Raw genomic sequence first — 12,435 nt, forward strand, 5'->3', positions numbered from 1 at the left:
GGCGCGCCGGGAGCTTTGGCTGGGTTGGCGTCTTTTCTTTCCGGCCGTTTTTGGCTACCATGACGCCATGATATATCTCGCAGGTCCACTCTTCACGCAGGCGGAACAGTCCTGGCTTCGGAGCGTCAAAGCTTCGCTGCTGGAGCATGGTTATGAGGTGTGCTGGCCCTTTGAGCTTTTCAAGGACGGCCAGATCTCCAATTGGGGGCCCATCGCGCCCCGGCGCATCATGGAGCGCTGCCGCGAGGCCCTGGACAAGTCGTCCCTCGTGGTGGCCTGGATCGACGGCACCCAGGTGGACGACGGCACGGCCTGGGAGATCGGCTACGCCCACGCCAAGGGCAAGCCTGTGCACGGCATCCGCACGGACTCGCGCCAGTCCGGAGACACGCCCCACTCCGTGGTCAACGCCATGGTCGAGGCCTCCTGCGTCACCGTGTCCCGCTCGGTCTCCGACTTGCTCTCCGCTCTGAAACGCTAGGTTAGACCGCCTCCACGGCGCATGCCGCGGCGGGGCTTGCGGAACACACAGCGCACGCGACAGGCCGCTTCCTTGGGCGGCCTTTGTCGTTTCAAAGGGGCCGCACGTTCCGTCGCGGCTGCGCGCCGCGTGCGGAAGCCTCTGGCGCGGCATCTATAAATTTGCGCGGTATTGGTTTAAGCCACAAGCTGTAGGCCGTGCAGACCTTTCCCCGCTCGACGGCGTCGGAGAACCCGGAGCCGCGTGCCTCAGCGCAGCGACGGAGCTCCCACCCTGCGCCGTTGCCGCCTTTCGCGCCCTGCCGCGCCACACTTCCGCATGCCAAGGAGCACGCCTATGCGCTTGTCCCGGTTTCGCCCCTTCGCCGCCCTCTGCCTCGCCCTCGCCCTTGCGGCCTGCGCTGGCCGTGCGCCACAGCCGTTGACCCTGACCATCGCCCACGTGAACGACACCCATTCCGCCCTGGAGCCCGCCGCCGAGAACCTGACCCTGCCCATGGACGCGGGCAGTCAAGTCTTCCGCGCCAAACTGGGCGGCATGGCCCGGCTCAAAACCGCCCTGGACGACATCCGCGCGCGCGAGGCCAACGTGTTGACGCTCCACGCCGGCGACGCCGTGCAGGGCACCCTGTACTTCAACGTGTTCGAGGGCGCGGCCGAGTTCGACTTTCTGAATGCCCTGGGCATCGACGCCATGGCCCTGGGCAACCATGAATTCGACAAGGGCCCGGCCAGCCTGGGCCGCATGCTGGCGGCGGCCCGCTTCCCCATCCTCTCGGCCAATCTCGATGTCTCGGCCGAACCCGCGCTCAAGGGCCGGGTGCTGCCCTACGTGGTGCGCCGGTTCGGGGCCGAGCGCGTGGCCATCATCGGCTCCACCACGCCAGCCACGCCGCTGATGACCAGGGACGTGGGGCGCGTGCGCTTCAGCGAGCCCGCGTCGGTTCTGGCCGTGCTGGTGCGCGAGCTGAAGGCGCAGAACATCAACAAGATTGTTGTGCTCTCTCACAACGGCTACGAGGCGGACCTGGAGCTGGCGCGCAACGTGCCCGGCATCGACGTCATTGTGGGCGGGCACAGCCACACGTTGCTTGGCGACGCGGCGGCCCTGGGCGGCCTGGGTCTGGTCCCGGCCGGGCCCTACCCCACGCGGGTGCTGGGACCGGATGGCCCCGTGCTTGTGGTCCAGGCCTGGAAGTGGGGCGAGGAGCTGGGCGTGCTCACGGTGCGTTTCGACGCCGGGGGGCATGTGGCCGGGTTCACCGCCGCGCCGACCCTGCTGTCCGGCGACAGCTTCCGCATGGGGACTGCGGCCGTGGACAAGAATTCTCCGGAACAGGCGGAGATTCTGGCCCGGCTCAAGGCCTCGGGCGTGGCGAAAATCTATGCCGAGGACCCGGCCATGCTGCAAAAGCTTGCGCCCTATGCGGCCAAGGTGGCGGCCATGCAGAACGCGCCCATCGGCGCGCGCGCCACGGTCGATCTCATCCGGGGCACGGCCACGGACCCCGGCCCGCTGCTGGCCGACGCCTACCTGGCCAAGGTGCCGGGCGCGCAAATCGCCCTGGTGGGCGCCGGCGGAGTGCGCCGCGACCTCTTTGCCGGAGAGCTGACCCTGGGCATGGTCATGGGCGTGGCGCCTTTCGGCAACACGCTGGTGGCGCTGGACATAACCGGCGCGCAGCTCAAGGAGGCGCTGGAGCAGGCCGTGGAGTTCCGCATCGCCGTGCGGCCGCACCAGGGTGATCTGCGCCGCATGCCGGTGCTCCATCCGGCCGGCTTCGTCTATGTCATCCATCCCCTGCGGCCCGCGGGCCAGCGCGTGGACGGCCTTTCTTTGCGCATGGCCGATGGAACCCTTGCGCCCCTTGACCCCCACGCCACCTACCGGCTGGTGACCAACAACTTTTTGGCCGGCGGCGGCGATGGCCTGGATATGTTGAAGAAGCTCACCGCCGGGCGCGTGGACACGGGATTTCTGGAGCACGATGTTTTGGCAGAGCACCTGGCCAAGCTTGGCGCCGTGGCTCCCCCGGCCGACACCCTGGCCGGGCCGCGCGTGGTCATCAATGTGACCGAACCCGCCACGTACAAAACAAAGGGCCGGGTGCGCTCCGCGTTGGAGCCGCGGCAGGGGTGGCGGGATTTGCCCGCCCGCGAGCTGGCTTGGCGCTCTGCTGCCAACGCGGCCTGAGGTCCCTGGCCCGGACCGCTGGCGTTGGGAGTGGCCGAGGCTGCGCCCTGCTGTTTGCCGGCGCGCTTGGCCGCAAGAAGGCATCCGCCCTCCCTCGCTTCGGCTCAGGCCTTGGACCCTTCTTGCCGCGGCAGGGCGTGGCATGTGCGGACGCTGCCCGCCCTGTGCGCGGAGCAGGAATAATTCGCGTTGACAGACGCTGCCGGCGGGAATAAATGCATCAAATTGGTAGTGTTTATGTGCGCGAACCAAAGGAGTATTGAGATGGCAGAACAGCTGAAAATCAAGGGGCTTGGGACATTGGCGCTGCACGCCGGACAGGGCGACGATTCCGCCACCCATGCCTGCGCTGTGCCCATTTACGCCACGGCGTCGTACAACTTCACCAGCACGGAGCATGCCGCCGATCTCTTCGCCCTCAAAGAGCCGGGCAACATTTACTCCCGCTTGACCAACCCCACCACGGACGTGCTGGAAAAACGCCTGGCGGCGCTGGAAGGCGGCGTTGGCGCGCTGTGCTTCGCCAGCGGGCAGGCGGCCATCAGCGCCGCGGTGCTCACCCTGACCCATGCGGGGCAGAATTTCCTGACCTCCAAGAGCCTGTACGGCGGCACCACGACCCTGTTCGGCCAAACCTTCAAGAAATACGGCATCGAGGCGCGGTTCTTCGATACCTCGAAGCCGGAGCAGATAGCCGCCCTGGCGGACGGCAACACCCGCTGCGTCTACCTGGAAAGCGTGGGCAACCCGAAGAACGACGTGCCCGACTTCCGCGCCATCACCGAGGCCGCGCACAAGCTCGGCATCCCGGTCATCATGGACAACACCGTGACCACGCCCATGCTGCTCCGGCCCGTGGAGCACGGCGTGGACATCGTTGTCTACTCCACCACCAAGTTCATCGGCGGGCACGGCGTGCATGTGGGCGGCGCGGTCGTGGATCTGGGCACCTTCGACTGGGCGGCGGACCCCGCGCGCTGGCCGGACTTCGCCGCGCCGGACCCCTCCTACCACGGCCTGGTGTTCACGGAGGCCCTCAAGCCCCTGGGCAACCTGGCCTACATCGTCCACATGCGCACCCACCACCTGCGCGACACCGGCGCCTGCATGAGCCCCTTCGCGGCCTTCCTGTTCCTGCTGGGACTGGAGACCCTGCACCTGCGCATGCCCCGCCACTGCGAAAACGCCCTGGCCGTGGCCAAGTGGCTTTCGGCGCACCCGGCCGTGGCCTGGGTGAACTATCCCGGCCTGCCCGGACACCCGGACCACGCCAACGCGCAAAAGTACCTGCCCAAGGGCGCCGGGGCCATCATGGGCTTCGGCTTCAAATCGTCAGGGCCCGGGGGCGGCAAGGAGTCCGGCCGCATCTTCATCGACAACGTGCGCCTGGCCAAGCACCTGGCGAACATCGGCGACGCCAAGACCCTGGTCATCCAGCCCGCCACCACCACCCACCAGCAGCTGTCCGCAGAGGAGCAGCTGGCCGCCGGGGTCACGCCGGAGTTCATCCGCCTGAGCGTTGGCCTGGAGGATCTGGAGGACATTCTGGCCGACTTGGACCAGGCCCTGCGCAAGGCCGTGGATTGCGGCGGCGCGTGCGGCAACGCAGGCAAGGAGGCCCGGTGAGCGACCCGGACTTCGGCTCCAGCGACGCCGCCAGGGGCGCGGGCGACCTGCCCCACGCCAAGAGCGTGACCCTTGCCGGGCCGTTGCGCCTGCGCCTGGGCGGCGTGCTGCCCGAGGTCACGGTCTGCTACGAGACCTACGGAGAGCTCAACGCCGCGCGCGACAACGCGGTGTATGTCTGCCACGCCCTCTCGGGCGATTCGCACGTGGCGCGGCACGATGAAGACGACGCGCCGGGCTGGTGGGACATCGTCGTCGGTCCGGGCAAGGCCGTGGACACGGACCGCCACTTCGTCATCTGCGCCAACGTGCTGGGCGGCTGCCGGGGCACCACCGGACCGGCCAGCCTTGATCCGCAGACGGGCCGCCCCTATGGTGGCGACTTCCCGCGCATCGCCATCGAGGACATGGTGGAGGTGCAGCGGCGTCTGCTCGACCATTTGGGCGTGGCCAAGTTGTACGCCGTCATCGGCGGGTCCATGGGCGGCATGATGGCGCTCACCTGGGCCGTGCGGCACCCGGAGCGCGTGGGTTCGGCCGTGCTTTTGGCCACCACGCACCGGCTCTCCAGCCAGGCCCTGGCCTTCGACATCGTGGGCCGCAACGCCATCTTCAAGGACCCCAACTACAACAACGGGCAATACTACGATCAGGACCGCAAGCCCGACGACGGCCTGGCCATTGCGCGCATGATCGGGCACGTGACGTACCTGTCCGACCGCACCATGTCGCGCAAGTTCGACCCGGACCGCGAGCACCCGCGCGACGTGGCCTACGCCTACGAGAAGGAGTTCAGCGTGGGCTCCTACCTCGCCTACCAGGGCGGGCGCTTTGTGGAGCGCTTCGACGCCAACAGCTATGTTGCGCTCTCCCTGGCCATGGACCAGTTCAACCTCGGGCGCGACTACGACAGCCTGGAGGCCGCCCTCGCGCGCATCGAAAGCCGCGTGCTGGTGGCCAGCTTCCGCACGGACTGGCTGTTCCCCCCGGCGCACAGCCGCAGCATGGTCGACGCCCTCATGGCCGCGGGCAAGGACGTGAGCGCCCTTGAGGTGGACAGCGACTGCGGCCACGACGCCTTCCTGCTGGAAAACGACTTGCCGGTGTACGGCCCGCTCATCAAGGGCTTTTTGGACAACGGCGGCAGCGGCTGCGCCCCGGACCAGGCCGCTGGGGCAACGGCCTGCGCCCAGGAGACCAACGTCCGCAGCATCTTCTTCCACAACCGTCTTGACCTGGCGCGGATCTCCGAGCTTGTGGCCCCGGGGGCGAGCGTGCTGGACCTGGGCTGCGGCTCGGGGCAGCTGCTTTCGCAGCTGCGGCGGCGCGGCAGCGGAACGCTGCTCGGCCTGGAGCTGCACCCGCAGTCCATTGTGGACTGCGTTGCGCAGGGCTTGCGCGTGGTGCAGCGCGACCTGGACAAGGGCCTGGGCGTTTTCGCCGACGGCCAATTCGACGTGGTGGTGCTGAGCCAGACCCTGCAGGCCATGCGCCGGCCGGATCTTGTGCTCAAGGAGATGCTGCGCGTGGGCAAGACCGGCGTCGTCAGCTTCCCCAACTTCGCCTATGCCGAGGCCGTGCGCCAACTGGCGGAGCAGGGCACCTCGCCGGTGACCGAGGGCCTGCCCTTCCCCTGGTGGTCCTCGCCGTCCATACGCTTCTTCAGCATCAAGGACTTCGAGGCCCTGTGCCGCGACCTCGGCATCGTGGTGCTGCAGCGCATCGCCGTGGACACGGCCACGGGCGAGCAGGTGAACGCGGACTACAACACCCGCGCGGACATGGCCATCTGCCTGCTCCAGCGTGCCGCTTCAGGAAAAGGCTAGGAGGCCCGCCATGCAGCTCACCCAACGTTGTCAGTACGCCCTGCGCGCCCTGTTCGAGCTGGCCCGCAAGGCCGAGCTGAACCCTGACGACCCTGTGCTGGCCTCCGGCGAGATCGCCCGGTCCCAGGCCATTCCCAAGCGCTTTTTGGACGGCATCTTATTGGAGCTGCGCCAGGCCGGGTTCGTGGACTCGCGGCGGGGCAAGGCCGGCGGTTTTTTCTTGGCCCGGCCCGGCAGCGAGGTCACCGTGGGGCAGATAGTGAGCTTCTACAACGGCCCCATGACGCCGGTGGACTGCCGGGAAAAGTCGCCGCAGCCGTGTCCGCTCAAGGGCTGCTGCGTGTTCCAAAGCGTTTGGGACGAAGCCCGCGCCGCGCTGGAGGGCGTCTACAACTCCATAACCTTGAGCGAGCTTGTGGCGCGGGAGCGGCGCTTCTTTCCGGACGGGCAGCCACGCCAGGCCTGATGCGTCCTCGCGGCCGAGCCGGGGTCGCCAGCCGGCGCTGGCACCTGCCCTGGCTACTTGATCTGGCAGTCTCGACTGCCCGGTCTGGCTGCCAGGCCTGATGCGGCTTCATGGCGGAGCTTGGATTGCCTGCCCGGCGCAGCCTGCGGGCGGCCGCAACAAGCGCCAACGCCAAAGCGCCCCTGTCCATCAACGTGGGCAGGGGCGCTTTGGTTTGCGGGGGCGGAAAGGCTATTCGTCCCAGTCCAGGCCGATGATGTCCAGGGTGCCGGGGCCGTGCACGCCGCGCACGAGCACCAGCTCGATGTCCGCCGTGCTGGAGGGGCCGGTGACGAGGTTCAGGCAGGAGGGAAGCTGTCCGTCCGCGCCATGCCGGGCAAACAGCGCCGGCACCTGCGAGACATCGGGCAGCAGCGCGGCCTTGGGCACCAGGATGACGCTTGCGGGCGGCAGCAGCGAAGCCGCGCGGGGGCGGCCGGGCGCGGCCACAAGGACCATGCTGCCCGATTCCAGGAGGGCGCCGTGGGCCAGGGCGAGCCCCAGGTCCACCTGGCCCAGGTCCTTGCAGGGGCCTGGCGCCACGCGGGTCAATCCGCTCAGGGCTTCGTCCAGGCCGAGGCCGTCGAGGGCCGCGTCCCAGCGGACGTAGGTGCGGGCCTGGCGTTCGCGGGCGATGTCGGCCGCGTGTTCGCAGGCCTCGGCGCGGGTGCCCGCCAGGCGCAGGCGCACGCCCAGGGGCTCCAGCACGGCGGCCAGCCGTTCCCAGGCGTCCGCGCCGACAGGGACCGAGGCGGGCCGGGCAGGCGGTGCGGGCACGCTGAAGGGCGCGTCGGACAAGCCTTGGCGCAGGGTGGCGAGGATGGCTGCGCGGGCGTTGTTGCTGGCGGCGGCGGTCATCAGGAACGCTCCTTTTTGGCCTGGGCCTTGCGGCGGCGGGCGGTGAAGGATTTCTTCAGCTCCGGCGGATGGCGCGAGTCCACGAACTCCGAAAGGCCGGGCAGTCCGGGCAGGCGGGGCAGAAGGTCCAGCTGGGGGTCCACGGCGCGCGCGGCGCCCACGGCGAAGCGGTAGGCCAGGGGGTGCCGGGCCAGCAGCGCGTGCGCCGCGCCCATATGGTTCGTCTTTCTGGCGGCCACGCGTTCGCGCAGGGCCATCATCAGCTTCGGGTGGTCAATGGACAGCGGGCAGGTGCGCTTGCACGCGCCGCACAAGGTGCAGCCGAAGGGCAGGTCGCGCGTTTCCGTGTGGGGCAAAAGCAGCGAGGACAGCAGCGTGCCGATGGGGCCGGGGTAGATCCAGCCGTAGGCGTGCCCGCCGATGGTCTGATAGACCGGGCAGACGTTGAGGCAGGCCCCGCAGCGGATGCAGGCCAGAGCCTCGCGCAGCACGGGGTCGGCCAAAATCTTGGAACGGCCGTTGTCCAGAATCACCAGGTGCGTCTCCTGTGCGCCGTCGGTCTCGCCCGGCTGGCGCGGCCCGGTGAGCACGGACACGTAGGAGGACATCTTCTGGCCCGTGGTGCTTCTGGGCAGCACGCGCAGCACGTCGGCCACGGCGTCCATGTCGGCCACGACCTTTTCCAGACTCATGACGGCTACATGCACGCGCGGGCAGGTGGTGCTCATGCGGATGTTGCCCTCGTTCTCCACCAGCACGACGCTGCCTGTTGCGGCCACGGCCATGTTGGCGCCGGTTATGCCCATGTCCGCGGCCAGGAATTTTTCGCGCAGGGCCTGGCGGGCCAGCATGGTCAGTTCGGGAATGCTCTCGCCGTGCAGGTTCAGCTTCTCGGCGAAGAGCTTCACCACGTCTTGCCGGGACTTGTGCAGCGCGGGCGCGATGATGTGCGAGGGCGGCTCCTCCGCCAATTGCACGATGAACTCGCCCAGGTCGGTCTCCCACACCTCGGCGCCGGCGGCCTCCAGGGCGGGGTTCAGGCCGATCTCCTCGGTGATCATGCTCTTGCCCTTGACGATGACCCGGGCCCCCGCCTCTTTGGCGATGTTCGTGATGATGGCGCGGGCCTCGGCCGCGTCCTTCGCCCAATGGACGGTCGTTCCGGCGGCGGTGGCGTTTTTCTCCAGCTCCTCCAGCAGGTCCGGCAGGCGCGAAAGGGCGGTGAGGCGCGCGGCCCTGGCCCTGGCGAAGTGGTCCTCGCGCCCGGCGAAAACATCCATGGAGGCCTTGCGGATGTTCTGGAAGTGCCGGGTGGCGTGGTCCAGCACGGCGCGCAGGTTGGCGTCGCGGCAGGCGCGCGCGCTCAAGGGTCGAAAATTCTTGGTGTTCACTTCCACGGCGGGGTCTCCTTCTTCAGTCCGGCCGCGAGCACCTGAGCCACGTGCAGGGCGGGCAGGGGCTTGCCCAGCCGCGCCAGGTGGCCGCTGATGTTCATGAGGCAGCTGGGCTCGGCGCTGACCAGGATCTCCGGCTCCAGGGCCAGAATCTCGCGGCACTTGTCCTCCACCAGCGCCTCTGAGACGGAGGTGAACTGTAGGCTGAAGATGCCGCCGAAGCCGCAGCAGCGGTCGGCCCGCTCGGCCTCCACAAGGGTCAGGCCGCGCACGGCGCGCAGCAGCGTGCGCGGGGCCTCGGCGCCATTCTGCGTCTGGCCCTGCAACTGGCACGACCCGTGATAGCAGGCGCGGGTCTTGAGGTGCGCGCCGAGCTTGTCCGCGCCGGGCAGGCCCACGACGAATTCGCAGAACTCGAAGGTCCGCGCGGCCAGGTCCAGGGCGCGGGCGTGCTCGCTTGTGCCGGGGGCGAAAAGCGCCGGATAGGTGCGGACCATCTTGACGCAGGAGCCGGACGGGCAGACCACCGGGCCGGGCTCCGCGAAGATGTCCAGATACCGCAGCGCAAGGGCGCGCGCGTTCTTGAGGTCGCCGGTCTTGTAGGCCAGCTGGCCGCAGCAGGTTTGGCCCGCGGGATGATGCGCCTCGACATTCAGGTGTTCGAGAACCTCCACCACGGCCTCGGCGGCCTCGGGGTGGCAGTCCTCCACCAGACAGGGGATGAACAGATGTGCTCGCATGGGCAGGCCTTACGCCCGGTCGCGGCGGCTGGCAAGGGTGCGGCCGCGGCTTTGCCCGGCCTGCCGAGCCTGGCCGGCGTTGAAGTCCTGGTGGAATTCCCGTACCACATGGCATGAGCACGCGGACGCATCTTTTCGTCGTGCGCGGCGCGGGCCGCGCCCTTGCCCGCACGGAGCTGCCGTGAGCCGCGGATTTGTGCGCACGCTGCGCGCGGAGTTCGCCTCGCGCCTTGCGCGCGACACCCTGACCGTGTTCCTGTTCAGCGGCGCGGGCCGGGCCGTGGCCCTGGGCAAGGAGATGCTCGTGGCCGCGCTCTTCGGCGTGGGCGGGCTGCTTGACGCCTACGTGCTGGCCTTTCTCCTCCCTTCGCTTTTAGTGAACATGTTCGGGGCCTCCTTCGCCTCGGCGCTCATTCCGGCCCTGGGCAAGAGCTCGGCTCGCGAGAGTGTGGCGGGTAGCCAACCGCAGGGCCTGGATTCTGACGCGGCGAAACAAAACGTGAAACAGCATGATGCGCAGACGCGGCGCGTGGACCACGGCCCTGCGCGACGCCTGCTCGGGCGCGCACTGCTGGCCCAGGCGCTGCTGGTGCTCGCCACGGCTCTGGTTCTGGCCCTGCTGCCGGTGCAGGCCCTGCGCGTGCTGGCCCCGTCCCTGGAGCCGGAGCGCCTGGCCCTGGTCAAGGCCATGCAGACCGCGCTGCTGCCCGTGTTCGTGCTGGGCAGCCTGTCGCAGACTCTGGCGGCCAGCGTGAACTACCGCGGCGGGTTCAAGGGTCCGGCACTGGCCGCCACTCTGAGCTTATTGACGACCGTCCTGGTCATCGCCCTGGCGCACGGCGCTTTGGGCGTCAACGCCCTGGTGGCGGGCGTGGACGCGGGCGCGGCGCTGGAGTTCTGCATGCTGTTGGCGTTGCTGCGCCGGGCCTGGTTCGGAGGCAGCTGCGGCGTGCCCGGCAACGCGACGGCGTCAGCGGAGCAAAGGCCGGAGCGTCCTGGCGCGGCCGGGTGCTGCGACGAAAACAGCCTCGACCACAGCATCGACCATAGCGACAGCCACAGCGACGGGCACGGCCTCGGACACCGCGTTGACCACGGCCTCGGCCACTGCGCCGCTGCAAAAGATGGCGGCGCGCCAGGCCTGCTGCATGCTTCTGAAGCGGCAGATTTCTCCGGCGGGGCCGATGCTTTGCCGGACAGCCCGCCATGCGCTGTCGCAGGCCGCCGCGTGACGCCTGCGGCCATTTCCCTGTTGCCGTCCTCGCAGCCGCCGCCCGCCCCGCTGCGGCCCCTGCTGCGCGACTGGTCCCTGCTGGCCCTGGGCGCAAGCACCCTGGCCCTGTCCTCGTTCATCGACAACGCCATCGCCTCCACCCTGGGCGAAGGCGCGGTTTCGACCTTGAGCTACGCCTGGAAGCTGCCCTCGGGCTTCGTCACCCTGCTGGGGCTGACGCTCTCCACCGTGCTGCTGCCCTACTTCACCAGCCTGGCGCACCGCGCTCCGGCCGGGGAGCTGGCCCGCGCCAGCCGCGGCGTGGTCAAGCGTTTGCTGCTGGTGTGCGCGCCCCTGGCCGTGGCCGGAGCCTTGGCCTCGCCGCTGCTTGTGGCGCTGCTGTTCCAGCGCGGGCGCTTCGACGCCCAGGCGGCCGGGCTCGTGTCCGTGGTGCAGGCCTGCTACTTCGCGCAGCTGCCGTTCTACCTGCTGTGCATCGTCACCCAGCGCATGCTCCAGGCCTTGGCGCGCTTCCGCTTCCTGCTGCTGCTCCAGGCCGGGCTGGTGGCGGTCAACGCCTGCACCAGCTATGGCCTGAGCCGGGTCATGGGCGTGGCGGGCATCGCCGTGTCCTCAACGCTCATGTTCGCGCTCTGCGCGGGTATTTCCCTTTTGGCCCTGCGCCGCCAGTTCCGGGCGCGGCAAGGTGGAGGCGCGGCATGAAGCGCGAGCCGGAGCGCAACGCGACGCACGACAAGGCCGGTGCGGACTATTGGCGGGACGTGTGGCTGCGCGAGGCCCCGGAGCCGGTGGACCTGGACGACGCCAGCCTGCGCAACCACGTGAACCTGCGCCTGGGCCGGTTCTTCCAGGAGCATCTGCCCCAGGCGCGGCCGGGCCAGATCTTTCTTGAGGCGGGCTGCGGGGCTTCGGCCTGGCTGCCGGTGTTCGCCCGGCGCTTCGGCTACCGCGTCATGGGCCTGGACTATTCCGAGCAGGGCTGCGGCCTGGCCAAGGCCGTGCTGCAAAAGGCCGGGGTCGCCGGGAGCATCCTGCGGGCCGATCTCTTCGCCCTGCCGCCGGAGCTGCAAGGCTCTGCGGATGTGGTGTTCAGCCAGGGCCTGGTGGAGCACTTCAGCCCCACGCGCGGCGTGGTGGAGCGCCTGGCCTGGCTGGCCAAGCCGGGCGGGCTGGTGCTGACCCTGGCGCCGAACATGCGCGGGCTCACCGGTCTGCTGCAACGCGTGGCGGACAAGCGCACCTTTGATCTGCATGTGCCGCTGACGCCCGAGGACCTTGCCCGCGCCCATCGCGAAAGCGGGCTGAAGCCCCTGGCCTGGGGACACCTGGGCACCCTGAACCTTGGCGTGGTCAACCTTTCCCGCTGGGCTTCGCGGCCCGTGGGCCACCGGCTGCTCACCTGGCTGCTGGCCGGCTCGTCCATGGGCGTGTGGCTGCTGGAGCGGCTGTGCAAGGACGAACTGCCCAACGGCCTGACCTCCCCTGTGGCGTATTGCGTGGCGCGCAAGGCCGGTTAGGCGCGGGCGGCAATGGGGCCCGGACAATGAACCTCGGATGATGCGGCCAGGCATGATGGGA

General features: G+C 69.2%; 10 protein-coding genes. 7 read left to right on the top strand and 3 right to left on the bottom strand.

The annotated features are described in order from the left end of the window. Window positions 1-67 precede the first annotated feature (67 nt). The 5 genes from ACYQ4W_RS13375 to ACYQ4W_RS13395 all read left to right on the top strand — a co-directional run bounded on the left by ACYQ4W_RS13375 (window position 68) and on the right by ACYQ4W_RS13395 (window position 6,592). Complete coding sequence (locus tag ACYQ4W_RS13375) at window positions 68-481, top strand: nucleoside 2-deoxyribosyltransferase (RefSeq protein ID WP_459857533.1); 414 nt, start codon at window positions 68-70, stop codon at window positions 479-481. A gap of 336 nt (window positions 482-817) precedes the next feature. Then, window positions 818-2,674, top strand: coding sequence for a bifunctional metallophosphatase/5'-nucleotidase (locus tag ACYQ4W_RS13380; RefSeq protein ID WP_459857535.1), 1,857 nt, complete (start codon window positions 818-820; stop codon window positions 2,672-2,674). 264 nt (window positions 2,675-2,938) lie between these two features. Further along, entirely contained in the window at window positions 2,939-4,300 is a 1,362-nt protein-coding gene (locus ACYQ4W_RS13385) for an O-acetylhomoserine aminocarboxypropyltransferase/cysteine synthase family protein (protein WP_459857537.1), read from the top strand. Then, window positions 4,297-6,126 carry a homoserine O-acetyltransferase MetX gene (metX, locus tag ACYQ4W_RS13390; protein WP_459857539.1) on the top strand — a complete coding sequence of 610 codons (1,830 nt, stop codon included), beginning with the start codon at window positions 4,297-4,299 and terminating at the stop codon, window positions 6,124-6,126. Before ACYQ4W_RS13385 ends, metX begins: the two co-directional genes overlap by 4 nt. Before the next feature lie 10 nt (window positions 6,127-6,136). Beyond that, a complete protein-coding gene (locus tag ACYQ4W_RS13395; RefSeq protein ID WP_459857542.1) occupies window positions 6,137-6,592 on the top strand; it encodes an RrF2 family transcriptional regulator in 456 nt (151 codons plus the stop codon). Window positions 6,593-6,823: 231 nt separating this feature from the next. Here the strand turns inward: ACYQ4W_RS13395 and ACYQ4W_RS13400 are convergent, their stop codons facing one another. From ACYQ4W_RS13400 to ACYQ4W_RS13410, 3 genes are read right to left on the bottom strand one after another with little or no spacing between them, the layout of a single operon-like run. Further along, window positions 6,824-7,489 carry a LutC/YkgG family protein gene (locus ACYQ4W_RS13400; protein WP_459857544.1) on the bottom strand — a complete coding sequence of 222 codons (666 nt, stop codon included), beginning with the start codon at window positions 7,487-7,489 and terminating at the stop codon, window positions 6,824-6,826. Then, window positions 7,489-8,886: a LutB/LldF family L-lactate oxidation iron-sulfur protein gene (locus ACYQ4W_RS13405; RefSeq protein WP_459857546.1), complete on the bottom strand. Its 1,398-nt coding sequence runs from the start codon at window positions 8,884-8,886 to the stop codon at window positions 7,489-7,491. The genes ACYQ4W_RS13400 and ACYQ4W_RS13405 overlap by 1 nt, the downstream gene beginning before the upstream one ends. Continuing rightward, entirely contained in the window at window positions 8,877-9,623 is a 747-nt protein-coding gene (locus ACYQ4W_RS13410) for a (Fe-S)-binding protein (protein ID WP_459857548.1), read from the bottom strand. The genes ACYQ4W_RS13405 and ACYQ4W_RS13410 overlap by 10 nt, the downstream gene beginning before the upstream one ends. A 181-nt stretch (window positions 9,624-9,804) precedes the next feature. Between ACYQ4W_RS13410 and ACYQ4W_RS13415 the strand changes: the two genes are divergently transcribed. Both ACYQ4W_RS13415 and ACYQ4W_RS13420 read left to right on the top strand, forming a co-directional pair. Continuing rightward, window positions 9,805-11,559, top strand: coding sequence for a lipid II flippase MurJ (locus ACYQ4W_RS13415; protein WP_459857550.1), 1,755 nt, complete (start codon window positions 9,805-9,807; stop codon window positions 11,557-11,559). Beyond that, window positions 11,556-12,374 carry a class I SAM-dependent methyltransferase gene (locus ACYQ4W_RS13420; protein ID WP_459857552.1) on the top strand — a complete coding sequence of 273 codons (819 nt, stop codon included), beginning with the start codon at window positions 11,556-11,558 and terminating at the stop codon, window positions 12,372-12,374. Before ACYQ4W_RS13415 ends, ACYQ4W_RS13420 begins: the two co-directional genes overlap by 4 nt. Window positions 12,375-12,435 lie beyond the last annotated feature (61 nt).

It is taken from the genome of Humidesulfovibrio idahonensis, assembly GCF_054657715.1.

Bases quoted from the DNA above. Each gene is read 5' to 3' on its own strand.
- ACYQ4W_RS13395 (WP_459857542.1), top strand. From the start codon at position 6,137: ATGCAGCTCACCCAACGTTGTCAGTACGCCCTGCGCGCCCTGTTCGAG.
- ACYQ4W_RS13410 (WP_459857548.1), bottom strand. From the start codon at position 9,623: ATGCGAGCACATCTGTTCATCCCCTGTCTGGTGGAGGACTGCCACCCC.
- ACYQ4W_RS13400 (WP_459857544.1), bottom strand. From the start codon at position 7,489: ATGACCGCCGCCGCCAGCAACAACGCCCGCGCAGCCATCCTCGCCACC.
- ACYQ4W_RS13375 (WP_459857533.1), top strand. From the start codon at position 68: ATGATATATCTCGCAGGTCCACTCTTCACGCAGGCGGAACAGTCCTGG.
- ACYQ4W_RS13380 (WP_459857535.1), top strand. From the start codon at position 818: ATGCGCTTGTCCCGGTTTCGCCCCTTCGCCGCCCTCTGCCTCGCCCTC.
- ACYQ4W_RS13420 (WP_459857552.1), top strand. From the start codon at position 11,556: ATGAAGCGCGAGCCGGAGCGCAACGCGACGCACGACAAGGCCGGTGCG.
- ACYQ4W_RS13385 (WP_459857537.1), top strand. From the start codon at position 2,939: ATGGCAGAACAGCTGAAAATCAAGGGGCTTGGGACATTGGCGCTGCAC.